This window comes from Thermostichus vulcanus str. 'Rupite' (genome assembly GCF_022848905.1).
In the GTDB taxonomy this organism is placed as follows: Bacteria; Cyanobacteriota; Cyanobacteriia; order Thermostichales; family Thermostichaceae; genus Thermostichus; species Thermostichus vulcanus_A.
Genome location: NZ_JAFIRA010000015.1, coordinates 1 through 21,286 on the forward strand (window position 1 = coordinate 1; position 21,286 = coordinate 21,286).

Here is a 21,286-nt window from a genome sequence, read left to right on the forward strand (position 1 = left end):
TTCTGTTTCTATCACGTAGGACTTTGTAGACTTCATCTGCAACAGCAGAGATGCCAACGAGTTCGGTAAGATCCCGTTGATTGGGGTCAAAGTCAATAACTAAAGCTTTCCAACCTTGAATAGTCAGGGTAGCCGCTAAGTTGATCACTAAAGTTGTTTTTCCTACACCACCTCTGTTGTTGTAAACTGAGATTGTTAGACTTCGCTCAGGATGATCTATTTTTTGCTTCATTTTCTGCACTATCTCATCTACATTCTCAGAGCTAATGGGTGTGCAGGTAGTAGCTGGGAAGATAGCTCGACCATGCTTGCGAAAGAGCTGGATATGATTAGCATTGGTGAGGATCCCCCACCGAGCTGAATGAATACATTTTGGAGCTAGCAGATAGGTCTCCAGTTGCTGTCGGGTTTCGATGTAGCTCTTACTGCCCGGACTGAGATCACAGTTTCTTCCCTTTAGCTCTACGAGTACGGTTGGATTTTTTTTGGTTTGGAGAAAAATGTCATCGGTTGAGGTGTTCTTCCGCAGAGCATAGTCAACAGCGCTCCCACCGAGAGATTGTACCTTAAATTGAGGGACAGTTTCTCCCTGTTGAAAGCCCAGCGCCTCGAATAGCTTTGGAGAAAAGATGTTGCTAACAATGGATTCTGATGCATCTTCGGGGAGAACACGGAGGGCCTGCTGGAGGGGGTTGGAAGTTTCCATAGTTAAGACTGCCAATGAGGAGCAGGTAGTGTAAGACACGTTTACTGCGTCTGGTAAAACATTTTACCGCTAAATTGTGAAGGGGCTTTTAATCTTTTAATAAAGGAGCAATGTTTTTCAGGAAATCAGCCTTGTGACCATTGCCTCAGGTGAAGGTTCCTTGCAGGACTAGATGGACAGAACCATAACGCGGCTATCCCCGTCTTCAGCGAAGCAAGGCGGGGCAGGATAGCAGGCAGGCTGAAGGGTTCAATGCCCTGAAGACTGCCAACTAACCTCGAGTATGAAACTGAATGGGTAGTGCTAAACAAGTAATGACGCATTGTAATGATAGATGAAATACCAGAGCGCACCGATGGGATTCTCCAGAGATTTTGCGAAGGACAAGGTTGTTCGGACGAGTCGAGACACCCGTTGCCTCAAAGTATTGTTGAATCGCTCGCTGTAACTGGTTTTGCCGGTTTCCTTGCCAACGTCTCAATGACGCTTGCTCGCTAGCACCGCCCCGTAGGCTGCCCAAAAATCCGTGTAAGCAATGGCCCATTGACGATAAACCGGAGGCAATGAGTCCCACACTTGCACGGGTGTCCGCATCAAGCGCCAACCAAACCCACTGCTTATTGCCCTTGTTGTCCACAAATGACCATAACTCATCACATTGAATCGTTAATCTCCCCTTTTTTTGGGTGTCACCTGCACTTGCCGGGGCACCTGGGCAGATTTCTTGTTGACGTAGGTTTGGAGCCATTGCTCAGAGACCTGGGTAGCACGGGCAATGCCCGCTCGAGAAATCTGTTCTAAAAGCAAGCGGTCCATCAGTTCACGAGTGGCTTGGTCAATTTTATTGGGTTTTCAATGAACTGTCGTCCGCATTCGTGGCATTTGAACCGTTGTTTTCCATTGTGAATGTGACCATCCTTGACCGTGTGGGAAGATGCACAGCTAGGACAGACAGGCATGGGAGCAGGACACCGTGAAACTCTACTTCTCCATCGTTACATCTTGAGTACTACCCCCGGAGATGGGGATAAAGTAGACCTGTCGGGTTAGGTCAAGTGTATGCCGTTTCTCATGACGCTACTAGTAGTGCTGGCATTGCCGTTTGCCACTGGCTCTGCCCAAGCCCAAACCTCCTCTTGCCCCTATGCCAACTTGCGTTTTGAGTCCGTTCTGGCGGTGGATGCCAACCGAATCTGTGAAGCGGCTGCCCCCTGGTCAGAAAAAGGCTTTCGGGTGCTGGTTTATCTAACGGATGCACGGGATCCCACGGAAAATGCTTGGTTCGAGCGGATTGACCGCGTGGAAGCCGAAGCCGGGCTACGGGATCTTTCTCAAGCGGATTTTTATGATCGCAACGGGTTAACCCTGGCCGCTAGCACCGATACCACCCTGCCTTGGGGCTTCAACATCACCTACGGCGAAACCCTCTACGGCACCCGTCTCGACACCTCCGACCGCGAGTACGAACGCATCCGAACCAATGTGCGCTATCTGCTCCGCCAGGGGGATCCCTCACAAGCCCTCGTGACCGGACTGACGGAGAGCTATGCCCTGGCCTATCCGCCGCCCACTTCCCGCTGGCTGTTGGAAAGTTTGGGGATAGGCGGCGGGGCTGCAATCGGCAGCGTGATCTATCTGTCCAGACAGCGCCGCCGCAAACAACTCCAAAACCAAATCCAGGCCCTGCAAGCCTCTGTCGCAACCCTGCTCCTGGCCTTAGAGCACCTGTTGCCCAGCGAAAAAGCGGAAGAGATGATCTTGTATCGCCTCTACCTAGGGCTGGGGGGGGATCGCTACCCCCATCTGAGATCCCAAATTTTGAATACCCTGCAAAAGTGCCGTCGCTCCCTCACCCAAGCCTTTTTGGTGCAAGGACAACTGTCCGACCAAACTGCTACAACCCTCCCCGAACTGGAGCAACAGGTAGAAGCCTGGGAACGCCTTTACGTCAGCCTGGTGGGTAGCCGTGAGCATCTCCTCAACCTCACCGAAGAGCAACTGCAAACCCTCCTCAACCCCGTGCAATTTTTGCCCTCCGACCAGCGCCAGGGATCCCTCAGCCATCAACTGGAAGACCTGCGCCAACAGCTAGAGGGCCGCCCCTTAAAAGTGACGCTGCTGCGGGTGGATCCCAAGCAGCTGGATACCGATGGGATTTTGGGCCTGATTGACCAAATTCACCAGGATCTCAACCGGTTACAAACTGCCCCTACCCGCTTGCCTGCTCAACTGGCCACCCTAGGAAACCTGCTGCGCCGGCCTCCGGCGAGAATCCCGGTGCAGCAACTGGCTGGCCTACTCCGCCAAGCTCAGGCCTTGCGGCAAAACGGCCTGGATCTGGATGGATTGGAGTTGGTAGAAGCCGGGATCCGTTGCGTGGAAGTGTTGGCGCAAATTCAAACTTGGCGGGAACAGGGCTACCGCTTCCCCAAGCTAGCAACGGAATTGGCCCAACTCCAGGCGGCTCTGGGATCCCTGCTGCAAGTGAACCCCGGTCAACTGGCCAGCGCCATCCCCAGCCTGCAAAAGGCCATCGATGCCCTCGACAACCACAGTCGTGCTCACGTTCAACAGCACCAGAAAAACCAAGCCGAGCTCAGCCAAATTCAAACCCAACTGCAAACCCTCAGCTGCCAACGGCTGCCTGACTTGGAGCGCCGCATCGCCAAAGCTTCCAGAGGGTGGAGGATGTCGGGGATTCGCTTTCCCCTCCTTGATGAGGATCTCAACGCCGCCAAACAGCTTCTCTTTTATGTGGAACAGGAAGGGATCCCAGCCATCCAACGCTGGAACAGCCTGTCCGATCACGCCAGCGGAACGGAGTCCTCACAACAATTTGAGCGGGCAGAGCAGGAAATCAATCGAGTCAAGGCATCCCTACAGCGCTGCCAGGAAACCCTTGATCGCATCGAAAAGTACCTGCGACAAATCGAACAAGAAAGTTACGACTACGACCGCAGCAGCGATACCGTGGTGGTGGTCAAGTCGGAAAAGTCTACCTGGCGAACCCCTTCCAAGAGTTTGGATAAGTACTCCTCCAGCAGCCCGTATTGGCAAGATTCACCTAAACCCAATCCTAGAGCTTCTAAAAGTTCGGGTATGCACTCCTCCAGCAGCCCGCATTGGCAAGATTCACCTAAACCCAATCCTGGAGCTTCCAAAAGTTCGGATATGCACTCCTCCAGCAGCTCTTCTTGGCAGGACAATTCTTCCCGCGACTCCTCTGGGGGATCCTCCCGCCGCCGGTAAACGACTTTTCCACCGTGGCCAAAGCCGGCAGGGTGGGGAATAATACCTGACGATGGGTTCCCACAAGGTTGTCTATAGGGTTGTCCTCCAAGTATGAGTGACCGTAGAGGTTGTCAACTCGTAGTTAGAATACAAACCACTAACCTTTGAATCGAAACATATTAATTAACCCTAGCAATTCTAAGAACCACACTCCGGGATCCCGGCTAGGGAAACTAGGGGGGGGCGGGAGTGGCGGGGTCAGCAGGAATGCGCAGCTCAACCGTCGTATCCAGGCGAGAACGAGGGGGTGGGGCTTCTCCGTCTGCCGGTTCTAGGTACTGGGCGAGGGGGTGATTGTCCTGCCAACGGGATCCCACTTCCTGAGCCATCTGGGTCACCTGAATTTGATAGAGCTGCGCCAGTTCTGCGGCATTGAGATTGCTACGCTCCACTTGATCGCGACTGGCCTCCGCCAGGACTTGCACCACCAAGTTGCCCTGCTCATCAAACCGCCACAACTCCAGGCGGCTACGGGAGCGCAGGCTTAACTCCGTCGGCGAAGCGGGGCGGGTGAGGACATCGACTCGGGCAATCACAATCGCTTCTAAACCCAGGTAATCGAAAAATTGGGCGACCGCTTCCGGTTTGCGGCGATCCCACTCAAACAGCTCGTAGATCGGCCAACCCACCTTGCGCAGGATGGGCTGAATGCGGCGATTGTCCAGTGGGACGACCGTTTCGCCATCCGGGATCAGTCCCAGACGTACCACCTCCAGGGTCAATCGTTGTCCCAAAAGCTGGGTTTGCTCCAGCCCCCCCACCCCCAAAATACCGAGGCGACGACGCGGCTGGGGTCGGATCGGCACCTGTAGCACCACATCCACTGGTGTGGTCAGGCCCGCTTGCAACACAATCTCTTGCTGGGCCGATTCGTAATCCGGATGCCACACCGTTAGCAGCCGTCGTCCCGGTTGGGCTTGGTTGAGTTCAAAAGCACCCCGTTCATCGGTTTGAATCGGTTCATTGGGGTTCTCAGTTCCCTCCAGTTGTACTTGTGCGCCGACCACGGGTTGTCCCACACTGTTGCTCACCTGCCCCACCACCCGGGCGGATCCCTGGGGGTTACTTTGGGAACCATTCCCGTTCGCCGGAGGAAAGGGCGGGTTTTGAAAGGGAAACAGAGGCGTCAAGCGAGGAATAGGGGTAGCGGGAGCTTGTGCCCATGCTCCAGAAGACAAAGCCAGCCAACTCCAAAGGGAAAGGATCCCCGATCTAAAAGCTCTGTGGGTCTTGAGCATTCGCATTCTCTGCGGGGTGAGGGGGAAGAAAACACACATGGGCAACCGTATCGGTTAAGTCGAAAACACATCCGGCATAAAGCCCTGCTGCAGGGATCATGACCCAGAAAAGGGGTTATTGGATTGCCATTGATCGACGAAGACGGGCACCATGTTCCGCACCTGCAACCGAAACAGGCCCGCCGCTGCATCTTCAAACATCGGATCCCCACCCACATCATCCCGTCCGTAGGCTTCGTAGTAGCGAGCCCGATCTCCGGGCCGATCCCGCTGTAGATCCACCACCACCACCAATCCGCGGCTGCGCAACTGGTTGGGAGTAAAGTTGGGGATCTCCACCGGTACCATCGGGGCGACGAAGCGCAAGGCCGTATTCAATAGAGAACTCCCCTGGCGGCTGTAATCGCGTGAGATTTGCATCTGGGTCAAGAGGATGTAGCGCAATCCCAAGGCATCGCCAATCACCTTCAGTTTGGCCAGATCAGGTGTGTACCGTTCATCCCGATCCAACAAGGTGAGGCCACGGGTGAGGGGCAAAAGCGGTTCAAATTGCGGATCCGGCCCCAAAGGCCCATTCAAAAGCATCACCTGCCGATGGGGCTGTAATTCCCTCAGGGCAGTGCTGAGATGACGGGCCAACTCATCCGAATAGACCGGTTCATCCGGCAGCAGGCCAATGCCCTCCGGCTTGCGCACGGGATCCCCTGGCGGCAGTCGAATGTCTTGGGTGGCCACAAAGCCCGCCCGCACCTCCACTTGGGTGCTGGTGACCGGAAAACCCGGAACCTCCACATCCACCAGGTACAGTCCCGCCGGCAATTCCGGGAGCACATAAGTGCCATCGGCAGCAATGCGAACCTGCTGTTGGGGCTGGGTGGCAGTGGCATTTAGGGTCAAAACCCCCGTCTGGACGGGCTGACCGGCAATATCCAGCACTCGCCCCGTCACTACACCCCGATTGGCCGTGGCCGCTCCGTCCAAGGATCCGCCATTGTTGGCCACTGCTGCCCGGGCTTGACCTTGAATATCCTCCAGCCAGCGCAAAGCCGGGATCCCTGCCGAGACGACCAGCAGATCCCGCGTTCCCAACACCGCCAGTCCCGTCGGTTGTCCTTCTAGGCGTAACGAGGCTTCCAACCGTCCCGTCTCCAAGTTCACCACCTGCAAACGGTCGCTATCCCGAGAGGTGACATAGGCCCAACGGCCATCGGGAGATAGCGCCAGCCGAGTCGGTCGCCAGTCGAGGCCAATGCGCTGCAGGGCTTCGCCCCCTTGATTGAGATCCAGCACTGTCAGATCTTGACTACCGGAGTTGAGCACCACCAAGCGCCGCTGTTCCGCATCCAGCGCCACCATCTCTGGGGTATCCCCGCCGCGCCACCGCGCCAACAGCTCGCCATTATCTGGATTGACCACCACCAAACTGAGGGGATCCTCTCCAGCCAAACCGACAAAGAGGGATCCCCGCTCCGGGTCATAGACCAACGCCAAAGGCGGCCCCGGCATCGGCAAGGTGCGCGCCTGCGGTTGATCGGGTTGGATCACGGCCAAACTTTGGGCCGAGGGCATAGAGGCAAAAACCCGTCCTGTGGCTGGATCTAGGGCAATATCCAACACCCCTGCCGCCAATCCATAGGCTTGAATCAGCTCTCCCGTCAGCAGGTCAATGGCCACCAACCCGGGTGCATTCGGGCCAGAAGCATAGAGCAGCTGCCGCGCCTCATCCACCCGCACAATACTGGGGGCAAAACCCACCGATACTCGCCACAAGGGATCCCCACTGGCCAAATCTAAAAGAGTGACCGCCTGATCCTCCAGCAAGCCAACGGCAATCCAACCCTGCTCCGTCACCCCATCAATCCGGTCGGCAGAGCTGCTCAAGGGCAGCAGCAAATCTGTCTCTGCTGCCCACCCCTTCTTGTCCGCAGCAGATTCCTCAAGCGAAGAGGGAGAGCCTGACACAGGTGCGGAGATGGCTTGTCCCAACACAGGGGATCCCAGCCCCAGCACACCGCTCACCACCACTAACCATTGCCACCGCATTCACCTTCTCCACTCCACAACCCAGCAGGCCGCAGACTTAGCCAGCACTTGCTCAACCAGCATAGCCAACCCACTCCATCCATCCACTCAGGAGACCCAAACAAGTTTTGACAGGTTGCACAGATAAACTTAGAATGGATATTCGCTGGTTTTGTCAGGATCAACCATGAAGGTGCGGCCCTCCGTCCGTCGGATCTGTGAAAAGTGTCGTGTCATCCGCCGCCACGGTCGGGTGATGGTGATTTGTTCTTCCAACCCGAAGCACAAACAACGGCAGGGATAAAGCTTTTCAGCCTTTCTTTTGGGTTGGGTATCCACCCGAGATTGGGGTAAGTCTAGCCTAAAGCTGAATTCAGAGCTGAACACTCCCTAAGGTTGCACCCTGTTAACCTAAACAACTTATTGATCCGAGAACAGGAACAGCGAGATCCGCCGCAAACCCCACCTCAAGTTTATTCGAGTTTGTTTGGAAGGTATCACCAACTATGGCACGGATTGCGGGAGTTGACATCCCACGCGAAAAACGAGTTGAGATCGCCCTTACCTATATCTACGGGATCGGCTTAACTCGCGCCCGCCACATCTTGGCAAAGACCGGGGTTAACCCAGACACCCGCACCCGCGACCTGACGGATGCAGAAGTGGCTGCTCTCCGGGCAACCGTGGAAGGTGACTACCAGGTGGAAGGCGATCTGCGCCGCCAAGAGGCGATGAACATCAAACGGTTGATCGACATCGGTACCTACCGAGGCCGTCGCCATCGTCTGGGCCTTCCCGTCCGGGGGCAGCGTACTCGCACCAACGCTCGTACCCGCAAAGGGGCAAAGAAAACGGTGGCTGGGAAGAAAAAAGCGCCTGCCAAAAAATAATCGCCGCCTTTTGGCAAAAGGCAAGACAATCCCAATCCCGGATCCCAAACAGTTGAGAAAAGGACGCACAGGTACATGGCTCGGCAGCAACGGCGCGGACGTAAAGTCAAAAAGAACATCCCCAGTGGGGTGGCTTACATTCAGTCCACCTTCAACAACACCATCGTCACGATTACGGATCCCAACGGCGATGTGGTGTCTTGGGCTTCGGCAGGATCGACCGGGTTCAAGGGTGCCAAAAAAGGTACCCCCTTTGCAGCCCAGACCGCGGCAGAAAGTGCAGCTCGTCAGGCGATGGACAATGGTATGCGCCAAATTGAGGTGATGGTGAGCGGTCCTGGAGCGGGTCGAGAAACAGCGATTCGTTCTCTACAAGCAACGGGCTTGGAGATCACCCTGATTCGGGACATCACTCCCATCCCCCACAATGGATGTCGTCCCCCCAAGCGGCGGCGCGTCTAGGGAAAAGCTCAGGATCCCTGCGGTTCACAACTTTGCCTGGGATCCCCTCAGGGATGACCGATTCCCAAGAGTTAACAGAGAGTTACCAGTTTTGTCAGAATCGAGCCAAACGGACGGGGCCCCTATGATGCAAACCAGTCGAACACTCCACAACTTGGGCAGCAAGGGGGGGTTTAGTACCGCTGCCTATCAAACTGAGTGCGTCGAATCCCACCAGGATGCTGCCGGTGTTCACTACGGCAAATTTGCCTTGGGGCCATTGGAGCGCGGCCAGGGGATCACGGTGGGCAATGCGCTGCGCCGAGTCTTACTCTCCAACCTGGAAGGGGCGGCGGTTACAGCCGTTCGTATTGCCGGGGTGAGCCATGAATTTTCTACGGTGCCGGGGGTGCGGGAGGATGTCATGGAAATCCTCCTGAACATGAAGGATCTGGTACTGCGTTCCACAGCCCCAGAAAATCAAATGGGCCGTTTGGTTGCCCAGGGGCCAGGGGAAGTCACTGCCGAGAAGCTGCAACTACCTAGCGAAGTGGAGGTAATCAACCCCCGCCACCATATCGCCACCCTCTCTGAAGGGGCGATTTTGGAAATGGAGTTCATGATCAGCCGTGGACATGGCTACCGTGCGGTGGACTACTCCGATAGTCAGGCGATGGCCATTGACTTTTTGCAAATCGACTCCATCTTTATGCCGGTGCGCAAGGTGAACTACTCCGTGGAAGCGGCCCGCGTTGGGGAATCTTTGGAAAAAGATCGTCTCACCTTGGAAATCTGGACCAACGGCAGCCTCACCCCCCAGGAGGCCCTTAGTCAAGCCTCGCGCATTTTGGTGGAATTGTTCTTGCCGCTGCAAGAGGTCAGCTTTGATGCCCCGATTGCGCCACAGCAAACGGAAGACAATCAGAAAAATCAGATCCCGATCGAGGAGTTGCAGCTGTCGGTACGCGCCTACAACTGTCTGAAGCGGGCTCAGATCAACACCGTTGCCGATTTGTTGGTCTACACGGAAGAGGATTTGCTTGAGATTAAAAACTTTGGCCAGAAATCTGCCGAAGAAGTGGTGGAGGCCCTGAAGCAGCGCTTGGGTCTGACCTTGCCGCGTGAAAAGGGTAAGGCTTAGGGAGGGATCCCACTGCTCCGTTGATGGATTGAGATGGATTGAGTCAGGATAAGGTTTACCATGCGTCACCGTTGTCGTACCCCCCACCTGAATAAGCCGGCTGACCAGCGCAAAGCCCTGTTGCGGGCGCTAACCACAGCCCTGTTGCGGGAGGGGCGTATCATCACCACCAAAGCGCGTGCCAAGGCGATTCGGGCCACCACCGAGAAAATGATCACCCTGGCTAAAGACGGATCCCTGTCTGCTCGTCGGCAGGCCATGGGCTATGTCTACGACAAGGCCCTGGTTGGCTCCCTATTTGAGCAGGCTCCTGAGCGCTATCGGGATCGGGCAGGTGGCTATACCCGCATTCTGCGCACCGTGCGACGGCGGGGAGATGGGGCAGAAATGGCTGTGATCGAGCTGGTCTGACAGGCAAGGGATCCCATGCAGTACCGTCGCATTGCCCTCAGAGTTCAATACCTCGGCAGCGCCTTCCATGGTTGGCAGCGTCAGGCAGCCCACCGCAGTGTGCAGGGGGTGTTGGAAGAGGCGATTGCGTCTCGGGCCGGACACAAAGTCACTGTGCATGGGGCAGGCCGGACGGATGCTGGGGTTCATGCAGCTGGGCAAGTGGCCCATTTCGACACCACCTCCACCATTAGGGATTGGAGCCTGGTTTTGAATGCCTGTCTGCCGGAGGATGTGGCGGTACTGGCCTCGGCAGAAGTACCCAGTTCCTGGCATGCTCGTTTTTCGGCGACACGGCGACGGTACCGCTACTTGATCCTGAACCGGGAGCGCCCGGATGTCTTCTGGCGACCGTTCAGTTGGCATGTGCGCTGGCCCCTTCAGGTGGAGCGTATGGCGGAAGCCCTCAACTCACTGCTGGGGGAGCACAGTCTGGAAGCCTTTCGCTGTACGGGATCCAAGCGAGCCCACTCGACTGTGCAGGTGCAGGAGGTGCTCTGCCAACGGTTGGGGGAGATGGTCAGCATCGAGGTGCAGGCCAGTGGTTTTCTCTATCGCATGATGCGGCTGTTGGTGGGATCCCTACAGGTGGTGGGTCGGGGTGAGTTGAGCCCGGAAGGTTTTGTGCGTCTGTGGCAACACAACGACTGGAGCCAGATGCGCACCCGCTACAGCGCCCCGCCCCAAGGGTTATGCCTGACGGATGTGGGTTATGCTGCGGATCCCTTTGGCCAGCTGTTTGCCCATTCCCCCCCGTTTTGGGCAATACCCCTTGCTGCTCCCCCTTCCACACTTGCTCCTCTTGCCCATTCTTTTGCTTGACCTTTTCCCTCCTCTGCTATGAACAAAACCCCCCTTCCTACCCTGCAAACCACGACCCCTCGGTGGTACCTGGTGGATGCCACCAATCAACGCCTCGGTCGCTTGGCTGCCACTGTTGCTACATTGCTTCGCGGCAAGCACAAGCCCGACTTCACTCCCCATTTGGATACGGGTGATTATGTCATTGTGATCAATGCCGAGAAGGTCGCGATTACCGGTAGAAAGCGTACCCAGAAGATTTACCGGCGCCATTCTGGCCGTCCCGGTGGGATGAAAACCGAAACCTTTGCCCAACTCCAAGCCCGCCTGCCGGAACGGGTGGTGGAAAAAGCCATCAAAGGCATGTTGCCCCACACCCGCTTGGGCCGCCAGCAGTTTACCAAGCTGAAGGTTTACGTCGGGCCACAGCATCCCCACGAGGCCCAACAGCCTCAGGTTTATCCTCTCAACACGATCCCAGGAGCAAAAGCATGACGCAAGCGAGCAGCAGCCCCGCCGTCTATTGGGGAACCGGACGCCGCAAAACCGCCATTGCCCGTGTTCGTTTGGTACCCGGTACTGGCCAAGTCATCATTAACGACAGACCGGGTGACCAGTATTTGCAGTACCAGGCCGTGTTGTTGGCCAACGTCAAGGGACCCCTGGAGATCCTCGGATTAGAAAGCTCCTACGACATCTTGGTGCGGGCCCACGGCGGTGGTGTCCATGGCCAAGCGGATGCCATCAAACTCGGAGTGGCACGCGCCTTGTGTGAGATGGATCCCGCCAACCGCGGCCCCCTTAAAGTGGAAGGCTACTTGAGGCGGGATCCACGGGCGGTGGAACGGAAGAAATACGGCCTGCGCAAAGCCCGCAAAGCCCCCCAATACTCGAAGCGTTAATGCCGCCCTAGGTTGGGGATTGACTGGGATCCCTGTCATTGTTTTTCATGGATGAACATTAGGTCAACTTGGAGGTTGTTATGCCAAAGAAAGGATTGCACCCGCAGTGGTACCCAGAAGCCAAAGTCATTTGCAACGGTGAAGTGGTGATGACAGTGGGATCCACTCAACCGGAGCTGAAAGTGGATGTTTGGTCGGGCAATCACCCCTTTTTTACGGGTAGCCAAAAGATCATTGACAGCGAAGGCCGTGTGGAGAAATTCATGCGCAAATACGGTATGGGGGGCAGCAAAAAGGCCCGGTAGCGTACAGGGCCAGACTTGGGTGTTGTGAACGCTGGAATTCTTCTTGGCGCTAGGTCTATGGCTTCTGCTCAACTGATCGATCAGCTCAAAAACGTCGAAGCCACCTTTGATGAACTGACGGTGCGTCTGGCGGATCCAGATGTGGCCACTGACCCGGCTGAGTTGCAACGCATCGCCAAAGCACGCTCCTCCTTAGAGGCCACCGTTCAGGCCTTTCACGATTGGCAAAACCTGATTCGCGACCTCAAACAAACAGAAGAAGTCTTACGGGAGTCCGCCTCTGACCCGGATATGGTGGCCATGGCCACACGGGAGCTACAGGAATTGCGTGCTCGTCAGGAGCAGCTAGAAGCCCAGCTAACCCTGCTGCTGTTGCCTCGGGATCCCAACGATGACAAAAACATCATGTTGGAGATTCGCGCCGGTACAGGTGGAGATGAGGCAGCCTTGTGGGCGGCGGATTTGGCCCGCATGTATATTCGCTATGCCGAGAGTTTGGGCTGGTCGGTGCGCTTGGCGAGCCTCTCGGAAGGGGAACTGGGGGGCTATAAAGAGGCAATTTTAGAAATTCAAGGGGATCAGGTTTATAGCAAGCTCAAATTTGAAGCGGGGGTGCATCGGGTTCAGCGGGTGCCAGCCACAGAAGCCCAGGGGCGCGTCCACACCTCAACAGCGACCGTGGCAGTCATGCCCGAAGTGGATGAAGTGGAGGTGGTGATCGACCCCAAAGATATTGAAATCAAGACAGCTCGCTCCGGCGGGGCCGGTGGTCAAAACGTCAACAAGGTGGAAACGGCGGTGGATCTGATTCACAAGCCCACCGGGATCCGTGTGTTTTGTACCGAAGAACGGTCACAATTACAGAACCGGCAGCGGGCCATGCAGATTTTGCGGGCCAAGCTCTACGAGATCAAGCTGCAGGAACAACTGGCCTCGATCAGCTCCAACCGGCGCATGCAGGTGGGGACAGGATCCCGTTCGGAGAAAATCCGCACCTACAACTACAAAGACAATCGTGTGACCGATCATCGCCTGAATCAGAACTTTCTTCTGCAACCGATTCTGGAGGGGGAACTGGAAGATTTAATTCAAGCCTGTATCGGGCTCTATCAAAAAGAACTGTTGGCAGAGATGCAATCTTCTTAGCTGCCTTTGCTGGGCTGAGGTCTCTCCGGGATTCCATCCCCGCTTCTTGGACAGAGCTAACGGGATCCGTTCTGATGGCGGGAGCGCAGCACGATCACATCCGATAACTGGCGCAGTTGACTCTGAATCTGGGTCAGTTGCTTTTTATCCCGCACATCAATGCAAAGGTCGATCAGGGCCGTGCGATTGGCAAAAGTCTGCACCTTGGCATTGCGCACATTGATGCTTTGATCCGACAAGCGGGAGAGAATATCCCGTAGTACGCCGACCCGATCGATCACCTCCAGGCGCAATTCCACCGGGTAAATCTGGGCATTGTGCTGCAGTTGTTCCTGGTTCCAGCGCACCGGTACCAGTCGTTCTCCCGAAAATTGAGCCACCCGTGGGCAGTCCTGATGATGAATGGTGATGCCCTTGAATCGGGTCACCACCCCCAAGATCGGATCCCCTGGCAGCGGGTTACAGCACTTGGCCAGTTGGTGTTTCAGACCCTCTACCCCCAAAATGGGCGATTGGGTCTTGCTGCGGCTAGTCGGGGCGGCTGAACGGGGTAGCAGAGTTTGGGTGATTCCCGACGAAAGGGGAGGCGGTTCGGGTTTGGCACCCTCCTGTAGACGGTTGATTACCAGGGTAGGGGTGGTTTCCCCATAACCCAGGCCCGCCAACAAATCATCAACACTGGCATAGTTGAGCTTTTCAGCAACCTTTTGCATCCGCTCCGATTTTAAGAGCGCATCAAGGCCAGTTTTGCCCAACTCCCGCTCCAATAGATGTCGGCCTCGCAGCAGGTTTTGTTCACGGTTGGAACGCTTGAACCATTGGCGGATGCGGTTGCGGGCGGAACTGGTGGCAACAAAATTAATCCAGTCCAAACTGGGATGGGCATTCTTTTGGGTGATGATCTGAACAATATCGCCGTTGCGCAAGCGGGTGTCGAGGGGCACGATCTTGTTGTTCACCCGTGCCCCAGCACAGTGATCCCCCACTTCCGAGTGAATGCGATAGGCAAAGTCCACAGGGCAGGATCCCTGCGGTAAAGCCAACAAATCCCCTTTGGGGGTAAAAACGTAAACCTCGCTCTCGAAGAGGTTCTCCCGAATTGTTTCCAGGTACTCTTTGTCGTCTTTGAGGTCGTTTTGCCACTCCAGTAGCTGCCTTAACCAAGTGAAGCGTTCCTCATCTGGCTTCACAGCAATGCTGCCTGCCTCCTTATATTTCCAGTGAGCAGCAATCCCATACTCTGCCACTCGATGCATCTCTTCGGTGCGCAGCTGCACTTCCACAGGAAGCCCCTGCGGCCCTATCACCGCGGTATGCAGAGATTGATAGCGATTGGGTTTGGGCAAGCCAATGTAGTCCTTAAACCGACCAGGGATAGGGCGAAAACAATTGTGGACGACTGCCAAGGCTCGGTAACACTCGCTGTTGGTCTGCACAATCACCCGCACCGCCGACAGATCGTAGATCTCATGAAATTCTTTGCGCTGCTGCTGCATCTTGCGATAGATGCCGTAGAGATGCTTGGGTCTGCCACTAATCTCGAAATGCTCGATCCCAGCTTCAATCAAGTGTTGCCGAAGTTTTTCAATGAAGGCTTGCAGCTCGGCTTCTCGTTCGGTACGTTTGGCGTTGACCAGTTCCTGGATCTGCCGATAGGCTTCGTAGTCCAGATACTTAAAAGCCAAATCCTCCAGTTCCCACTTAAAATGCCAGATCCCAAGTCGGTTGGCCAATGGAGCGAAAATCTCCATGGTTTCTGCTGCAATTTGTCGTTGCTTGCTCGGAGCCAGATATTGCAATGTGCGCATATTATGCAGGCGATCTGCCAGCTTAACCACAATCACCCGAATATCTTTGGCCATGGCCACAAACATGCGGCGAAAATTTTCTGCCTGCTGCTCCGTTTTGCTAGAAAAGTTAAACTTAGAAAGTTTGGTTACCCCCTCCACCAGCAGGCGCACTTCAGCGCCAAATTCGGATTCTAGAGCCTCTAATGTGACTTCGGTATCTTCAACAACGTCGTGCAGGAAGCCGGCAGCAACGGTGACCGCGTCCCCCCCCAAATCCCGCAACAAACCGGCCACCGCCACCGGATGGGCAATGTAGGGATCCCCTGATTTGCGTTTTTGGCCCTGATGCAGACAATAGGAAAACTCGAAGGCCCGTCGCAGGAGGTCGGCTTCTTCAGGGGTATAAGGTCGTAGCCCATCCCCAGGATCCACAGCCCCCGAAAGCAAAGCACGTAACCATCCCGGAGCCTCAAAATCGAGGCTATTCAGGTCGAGACCTCTATCTGAGGTGGCAACGACAGCAGTCTGACCCATGCGAACCTGAGGGGAAAGGAGCGGTTGATTACTGACTATAGTTCATCCAGCCTACCGCTGACAGTGAGAAAACAGTCTACCCCTCTGACGGAGCAAAGAAAAAACTCAAAATAAAGATTCCAAGAACAAACATGGGGGACTGAACCGTTCGGCTAGCCCCCAACCCAAAGTTAACCTTTTCGCATCCTCTGAAGCTCTCTGAAGCTAATGGAGCCAAGAAAACACCCCATCAATCTTCACGCCATTCTTCGCAACCGCCAAGCAAGTCGCAGATCGGGTCGGAAGGGCAGTAGTCCTGCAGCTCCAATTCTTCAGCAATGGACTGCCATTCCCGCTGCGAGAAAAAGGGCTGGAGGTGGGAAATGGCTTCTGAGCGGCGCAGGGATCCCTGCCGGATGAGGCGACGGGCTTCCTCTTGGATCGCCTCAACCGCATAGTGGGTGGCTTGTAAAGTGGGCATAACTTTACCTGTTTACCTGAACGTAGGACTAAGGCAGCACACTGAAGGGCTAGGGATACAAATCTCGACCTGCCTTCCCATTTCCATGATAGAACCTGGCCTCATTTCGTAGCAACAGATACAACTTTGTGCTGCAGTTGACATACCCCAACGTTGAGATGGATCCAGAGGGGGACAGGAAGGCAGCAACTTCCCTAGGAATAGTGGTTTCGCCTAGGAAACTATTCATATTTGCACTAGTATTTGCACTAGGGCTGTTGGATGTGTGCCTCTGCAGAGCCTCATTCTTTTCCGCAGGAAGCCCCCTGCAGGTAGAGAACTTAACTAAGATTTAACCAAAGCTGACCCGCAGCAGCGAGAAGTCATCTTCGAAATCGGGTTGGCCCCGGAACGCTTGGGCTTGTTGAGTGATTTGATCTAGATCTAAACTGCCGGCAGCATCATGGTTGAGCAAGGCGATCAAATTGTCCAACCCCCACAGCTCTTTTTCTTGATTGGCCACCTCATAAACTCCATCGCTAAACAGGTAAAGGTGGCTGGAAGCTGGGATCCACACCTGATCCATCTGGAAGCTCGGGTTGGGCAAAATCCCAATTGGCAAATTGGGGGTTTTCAGCTTGATCGGGGTCGTCTGCGTTGGATCAATCAGTAACGCCGGTGGATGACCAGCACTGGCAAAAGAAAGTAGACGCGATCCTGGATGATAAACCCCATACCAAAGGGTGAAGTACATCTCATTGTGGGATCCCATTTGAAAGGAGTGATTGAGGGCACGCAACACAGCTTCTGGTTGGCGGGGATCCGTATCCGGTAATCCCTGAGTGCGCAACTGGTTCATCACCGATACCGACAACAGAGCGGATCCCACCCCATGCCCTGATACATCCAGCAGATAGATGGCCAAATGCTCAGCATCCAACCAGTGATAGTTAAAGGAATCTCCCCCCAATTCTTGCGAGGGCAAAAAGCGCCAGTCAGTCGTGATATTGCAGTCGGGGAAAAAGTCCGGCTTGGGCAAGAGGGAACTGACGTAACGAGCGGCCTCCGCCAACTCTGCCTGCAGTCTGGCTGTTTGCTGCCGCAGGTCGTGGCTGAGTTGGTGCAGCCGCAACCCAGCCCGAACACGGGCTTGCAACTCATTGGGGTCAATGGGCTTACTTAAGAACTCGTCCGCCCCGGCATCCAATCCCTGCACTCTGTCCTCCACCTCAGTGCGAGCTGTCAGCAAAATGAAAAAAGTAGTGGAAAACTTAGGATCTGCCTTGATGCGTCGGCACACCTCGAGGCCATCCATATCTGGCATCATCCAATCGCAGATAATCAGCCCAGGGGAGATGAGGTGCGCCTGTTCCATTCCCTCCAGACCGTTGGTGGCCATCTTGACGGTATAGCCTTGCCGCTCTAGAGAACGCTTCAGCACCAGCCGAATGGTGGGATCGTCGTCAACAATCAGAATGGCAGCCATGATCGCTGTACCCAGATCCAAACATCGGTTGAAGGGCAGTTTAACAAGCGAGAGAGGAATTGATAATGGATATCTGTCACCAGGACCGTTGCCATTGTCGCACTCTTCAGCCTCCATCGGTGTCAGAATGCCAGCAGGCTCCCCCCCAAGGGTCGGAGGATGGAAGGCTTGCAGTAGCGAGGCCGGTTAGCGATGATAGAAGGGGCCTCAGCAATTTCCCGTATTTTTAGCGTTGTGCAGAAGTTTACATAGCTACAAAAACCGTGGTTGCACGATACACAGAGGACGATAACCCCAGGATACTGTTAGCAGAGGAATACTCCCTTTGCCAATGGCTGAGGCGGTGGAGGGCAGGCCTGTACTTGAAGAATGTACAGATGAGTTTTGATGGCGTTCAGCGATCCCTCTCACCGAGTTCCGTTGTGCCTGTATGGGGCTTTGTCGCATGAGTGCATCTCCTCTTTCGGGATCCTCTCCGCCGACACCGGATCCTCGCGCCACTTTGCCTCCGGTTCCGATCAAGTTGCCGGATGGGGAAATTCGTCTGGAGGATTTGGACGAGAAGCAACTGCTGGCCAGCTTGTCTCTGGTGGTCTTGAACCAATCTGCCTGGAGCTGTTTTAGCATCAGCGAAACTAGCCGCCTGTTGCGACCCCTACAAATTTGCCCAGAACTGACGGGCACACCCGTGCTTTCTCAAGAAGCCACTGCCGAGATTGTCTATAAGTTTCTGCTGAGCAATGGTCGAATCGGAACCATGAAGGGCACGATTTCGATCGAAGACTTTCGTGGGGATCGGCTGCGTTCGATCTACGAACAACTGCATATTGAGAAGATCGTACCGACTTTCACCGAGTCGATTGTGGTGCAAATGATCGATCACCTGAAGCCGATTTTCGCCCGCGATTTGGATGAGCTCCTGTGGCAGGAAACCTTTTTCTTCACAGCCCAGGATTTGCGACAAGAAGAGTTTCTCTTGCGGGGCTTGCGACCGGAGGCGATTCCACGCAGTTTCCGTCCGCACCTACAGCGGATGTATGAAAAGATCATGCAGGTCTGCCGGAGCCTGCCCAATATTGCTTTCCAACTGTGTTTGCGAGCCTATTTGGAGTACAACGAGATCAAAAATAAGTATCTGCTGGCTACGTTGCTGAGCAAGTATTTTTATACGCTCTATCGTATTGGCGGGTTGTCACGCCTGGAGAGCTGGGCCCCGATCGAGGTGGGATCCCTGCGGTCTTCCAGCCACAGAGTGCGGGTACGCGCCCTTTCTCGTCTTCTCACCATGGACAACGATAGCGATGATCCGCTGGTGGGTGTTGGGGAGACAGGTTTGGCGAGCGGCTATTTTAGCGGGGTTCGGGAAGCCTCCAGCATGGAAATGGTGAGCGCAGAGGAGATCCACAAGCTACGGCAGGATGTGGAGATGGCGCGTGGTGAGATGACCCAAGCCCAACGATTGGTGGCGCGATATCAAGAAGAAGAAAAACAAGAATTGCTCAAGCGCCTTCAGGATCCGGATAAATTTTTACTCTTTAGCATTCATCAATTTTTTGATAATGTTTTCGGATCCCTGCCCGGTGAAGTCAAAAGCGAGTACGGAGCTGTTTGGGTGCCGCGCACTTCCCATTTGGATGAGAGGGATCGAGATCAGCTGATAGAACATTTACACCTAATCACCAGTGAAACCTATCTGCTCAGTATTCCATTCAGCGAAGCCACAATCATTGGCTATTGGCGGGTTTTGGCGGACTCATTCTACAACCAGTGGGTGCTGAATCAATACAAGCAGTTGCAAGGGTATGGGGTAGACCTAGAACCCAACGGCATCAATGTTCTAGCCCGGGAGCGCTTTCTGGAAGAAGTGCAATTGCGCTTTGCCGCCCGTCACCGAGAGATTGTCAATCAGAATGTGGGGAAGATTGCCCAAATTGTGGTGGATAGCCTGGCGAAACGGGTGGCAATTAACACCAGTCAACAAAGCTTCCAGGCGATGCGAGCCAAGTTGACAACCGTTCTAGATATGGATATTTCCCGCAAAGATGTTGGGGAAGTGAAACGGCTGATCGACTACTTTACCGATGTCTTTTTGGGCAAGCGGGAAGAACTGCGCTCTCCCTACCCGGTGGGTACAATCTTGAAGGTAAAAGTGGCAATCGAGGCTCGCCCCCCCGACGGTCGCACCCGAATTGGTCTGGAGATCTTGAATCAACTGTACCGTGAGTACGTCCCAACCCTGCGGCATGCGCCAGTCTAGGGGTTGAAACTGAGCTGCCTGGCACGGGATCCCTGACGCTAGGGAGGCTTTGAGCAAAATGGGGTCTGGAGCGTGTTATCCAAGACACGAAATATTTTCGCCCTAAATGCTTTCTTTAATAGAAACTAATCTTGCTTGGCACTGCTCAGTCCTCCCGACTTTAGTCAGCTTATGGTTTTGGCTCAACACCGCGATCTGGCTGCACTGGTACAAGCCCGTTATGGTCAACTGCTCTCTGGGATCCCAGCGGCCCACTCATCCATGGACAGTTTGTTTTTTACCTCTTCATTTGCACCTTAGTTCCTATTCGTTAGGTTCTTGTTCACTCTTCCATAAGCAGGGCTATTTAGGAGACTTTCCATGCGCTACCTTCCCCTTGGCCATAGCTCGCTAACTGTCTCAGAGATTGGTTTGGGCACCATGACTTTTGGGCAGCAAAATACGATGGCTGAGGCCCATGAGCAGTTGGATTACGCTTTGGAACAGGGGATCAACTTCATTGATACTGCCGAGATGTATCCTGTCCCTGCCCGGGCAGAAACTCAGGGATCCACCGAACGTTATATTGGCGAATGGCTACAACATCAACAGCGGGATCAGTTGATTATTGCCACCAAAATTGCTGGCCCTGGTCGGCCTTGGCACTGGATTCGCAATGGATCCCTGTCGATCACCCGCGACAACATTAAACAAGCGGTGGCCGACAGCCTGAAACGCCTGAAAACCGACTACATTGACCTTTACCAAATCCATTGGCCGGATCGTTATGTTCCCCAGTTCGGAGAAGTTTCTTACGATCCTAGCCGGGAGCGGCCTACGGTTCCCATTGCCGAGCAACTAGAAGCCCTGGCAGAAATGGTGCAGGCGGGGTTGATTCGTTACATCGGCCTGAGCAACGAAACCCCCTGGGGTGTGAGCGAATTTTGCCACCTGGCAGAGCAGTTGAGCCTTCCTAAGGTGGTCTCTATCCAAAATGCCTATAACCTGATTAACCGTGTTTTTGAAGTGGGGCTGGCGGAAGTATGCCGTCATGAACACATAGGGCTATTGGCCTACAGTCCGCTTGGGTTTGGGGTGCTGACAGGTAAGTATTTGCAGGCAGAAAAACCGACGGGATCCCGTTTGGCTTTGTTTGAGGGCTTTGGACGGCGCTATCTGAAGCCCAATGTGGCGGAGGCTGTGGCAGGTTACGTGAGCATCTCCCAAAAATATGGTTTAACCCCGGCACAACTGGCTTTAGCTTTTGTCCGCAGCCGTTGGTTTGTGACAAGTACAATCATTGGGGCGACCAACTTGGCGCAGCTCAAAGAAAACCTCAGTTGTTTGCAGGTGGAGCTATCCGCAGAGATGCTGGTGGAGATCGAAGCCGTCCATCAGCGCTATCCCAATCCCGCCCCTTGAAAAGATAGACCCGAAACCTGACCTAGCTGCTTGAAAAGGAGAACGC

General features: G+C 54.8%; 20 protein-coding genes and 1 pseudogene. 14 read left to right on the forward strand and 7 right to left on the reverse strand.

Translation table 11 applies throughout. From position 1 onward, the window contains the following. Positions 1–706 (reverse strand): AAA family ATPase (locus JX360_RS07360; RefSeq protein ID WP_244350013.1); only part of this gene is annotated, 706 nt, incomplete at its 3' end. Positions 707–1,009: 303 nt separating this feature from the next. Next, a pseudogene (locus JX360_RS07365) lies at positions 1,010–1,665 on the reverse strand (IS1 family transposase). 112 nt (positions 1,666–1,777) lie between these two features. Between JX360_RS07365 and JX360_RS07370 the strand changes: the two are divergent. Then, positions 1,778–3,955, forward strand: a complete 2,178-nt coding sequence (locus JX360_RS07370) for an AAA family ATPase (RefSeq protein ID WP_244350014.1) — start codon at positions 1,778–1,780, stop codon at positions 3,953–3,955. A 215-nt stretch (positions 3,956–4,170) separates the two neighbouring features. Here the strand turns inward: JX360_RS07370 and JX360_RS07375 are convergent, their stop codons facing one another. Both JX360_RS07375 and JX360_RS07380 read right to left on the reverse strand, forming a co-directional pair. Continuing rightward, the gene (locus JX360_RS07375) at positions 4,171–5,175 is read right to left on the reverse strand and encodes a carboxypeptidase-like regulatory domain-containing protein (RefSeq protein ID WP_244350015.1); all 1,005 of its coding nucleotides are present in this window, start codon (positions 5,173–5,175) and stop codon (positions 4,171–4,173) included. 156 nt (positions 5,176–5,331) lie between these two features. Next, positions 5,332–7,278, reverse strand: a complete 1,947-nt coding sequence (locus tag JX360_RS07380; protein WP_244350016.1) for a carboxypeptidase regulatory-like domain-containing protein — start codon at positions 7,276–7,278, stop codon at positions 5,332–5,334. Between the two features lie 166 nt (positions 7,279–7,444). Between JX360_RS07380 and rpmJ the strand changes: the two genes are divergently transcribed. The 10 genes from rpmJ (at position 7,445) to prfA (ending at position 13,333) form a co-directional block, all read left to right on the forward strand. Beyond that, complete coding sequence (gene rpmJ / locus JX360_RS07385; protein WP_011433187.1) at positions 7,445–7,561, forward strand: 50S ribosomal protein L36; 117 nt, start codon at positions 7,445–7,447, stop codon at positions 7,559–7,561. 202 nt (positions 7,562–7,763) lie between these two features. Next, positions 7,764–8,147: a 30S ribosomal protein S13 gene (rpsM, locus tag JX360_RS07390; RefSeq protein WP_244350017.1), complete on the forward strand. Its 384-nt coding sequence runs from the start codon at positions 7,764–7,766 to the stop codon at positions 8,145–8,147. 75 nt (positions 8,148–8,222) lie between these two features. Beyond that, positions 8,223–8,609, forward strand: a complete 387-nt coding sequence (gene rpsK, locus JX360_RS07395) for a 30S ribosomal protein S11 (protein ID WP_244350018.1) — start codon at positions 8,223–8,225, stop codon at positions 8,607–8,609. A gap of 124 nt (positions 8,610–8,733) precedes the next feature. Then, positions 8,734–9,729, forward strand: coding sequence for a DNA-directed RNA polymerase subunit alpha (locus JX360_RS07400; protein WP_279611329.1), 996 nt, complete (start codon positions 8,734–8,736; stop codon positions 9,727–9,729). 60 nt (positions 9,730–9,789) lie between these two features. After that, positions 9,790–10,140 carry a 50S ribosomal protein L17 gene (gene rplQ, locus JX360_RS07405; RefSeq protein WP_244350019.1) on the forward strand — a complete coding sequence of 117 codons (351 nt, stop codon included), beginning with the start codon at positions 9,790–9,792 and terminating at the stop codon, positions 10,138–10,140. A 15-nt stretch (positions 10,141–10,155) separates the two neighbouring features. Beyond that, positions 10,156–11,001: a tRNA pseudouridine(38-40) synthase TruA gene (gene truA, locus JX360_RS07410; protein ID WP_244350020.1), complete on the forward strand. Its 846-nt coding sequence runs from the start codon at positions 10,156–10,158 to the stop codon at positions 10,999–11,001. Positions 11,002–11,019: 18 nt separating this feature from the next. Then, complete coding sequence (rplM, locus tag JX360_RS07415) at positions 11,020–11,475, forward strand: 50S ribosomal protein L13 (RefSeq protein WP_244350021.1); 456 nt, start codon at positions 11,020–11,022, stop codon at positions 11,473–11,475. After that, a complete protein-coding gene (gene rpsI, locus JX360_RS07420) occupies positions 11,472–11,882 on the forward strand; it encodes a 30S ribosomal protein S9 (protein ID WP_244350022.1) in 411 nt (136 codons plus the stop codon). The genes rplM and rpsI overlap by 4 nt, the downstream gene beginning before the upstream one ends. An 80-nt stretch (positions 11,883–11,962) precedes the next feature. Beyond that, positions 11,963–12,187, forward strand: a complete 225-nt coding sequence (rpmE, locus tag JX360_RS07425; RefSeq protein WP_244350023.1) for a 50S ribosomal protein L31 — start codon at positions 11,963–11,965, stop codon at positions 12,185–12,187. Between the two features lie 57 nt (positions 12,188–12,244). Further along, positions 12,245–13,333 carry a peptide chain release factor 1 gene (gene prfA, locus JX360_RS07430; RefSeq protein ID WP_244350024.1) on the forward strand — a complete coding sequence of 363 codons (1,089 nt, stop codon included), beginning with the start codon at positions 12,245–12,247 and terminating at the stop codon, positions 13,331–13,333. A 56-nt stretch (positions 13,334–13,389) separates the two neighbouring features. On the opposite strand, the gene JX360_RS07435 is transcribed toward prfA, so the two are convergent. The 3 genes from JX360_RS07435 to JX360_RS07445 form a co-directional block, all read right to left on the reverse strand. Further along, entirely contained in the window at positions 13,390–15,657 is a 2,268-nt protein-coding gene (locus tag JX360_RS07435) for a RelA/SpoT family protein (RefSeq protein WP_244350025.1), read from the reverse strand. Between the two features lie 229 nt (positions 15,658–15,886). Continuing rightward, positions 15,887–16,117, reverse strand: coding sequence for a DUF4327 family protein (locus tag JX360_RS07440; RefSeq protein ID WP_244350026.1), 231 nt, complete (start codon positions 16,115–16,117; stop codon positions 15,887–15,889). A 331-nt stretch (positions 16,118–16,448) separates the two neighbouring features. Then, positions 16,449–17,582: a PP2C family protein-serine/threonine phosphatase gene (locus JX360_RS07445; RefSeq protein WP_244350027.1), complete on the reverse strand. Its 1,134-nt coding sequence runs from the start codon at positions 17,580–17,582 to the stop codon at positions 16,449–16,451. A 445-nt stretch (positions 17,583–18,027) separates the two neighbouring features. Between JX360_RS07445 and JX360_RS07450 the strand changes: the two genes are divergently transcribed. From JX360_RS07450 to JX360_RS07460, 3 genes are all read left to right on the forward strand, one after another. Continuing rightward, entirely contained in the window at positions 18,028–19,839 is a 1,812-nt protein-coding gene (locus JX360_RS07450) for a hypothetical protein (protein ID WP_244350028.1), read from the forward strand. A 135-nt stretch (positions 19,840–19,974) separates the two neighbouring features. Next, positions 19,975–20,139, forward strand: a complete 165-nt coding sequence (locus JX360_RS07455; RefSeq protein ID WP_244350029.1) for a hypothetical protein — start codon at positions 19,975–19,977, stop codon at positions 20,137–20,139. Positions 20,140–20,199: 60 nt separating this feature from the next. Then, on the forward strand, positions 20,200–21,240 hold the full coding sequence (locus tag JX360_RS07460; RefSeq protein ID WP_244350030.1) for an NADP(H)-dependent aldo-keto reductase: 1,041 nt from the start codon (positions 20,200–20,202) through the stop codon (positions 21,238–21,240). The last annotated feature ends 46 nt before the right edge of the window (positions 21,241–21,286 follow it).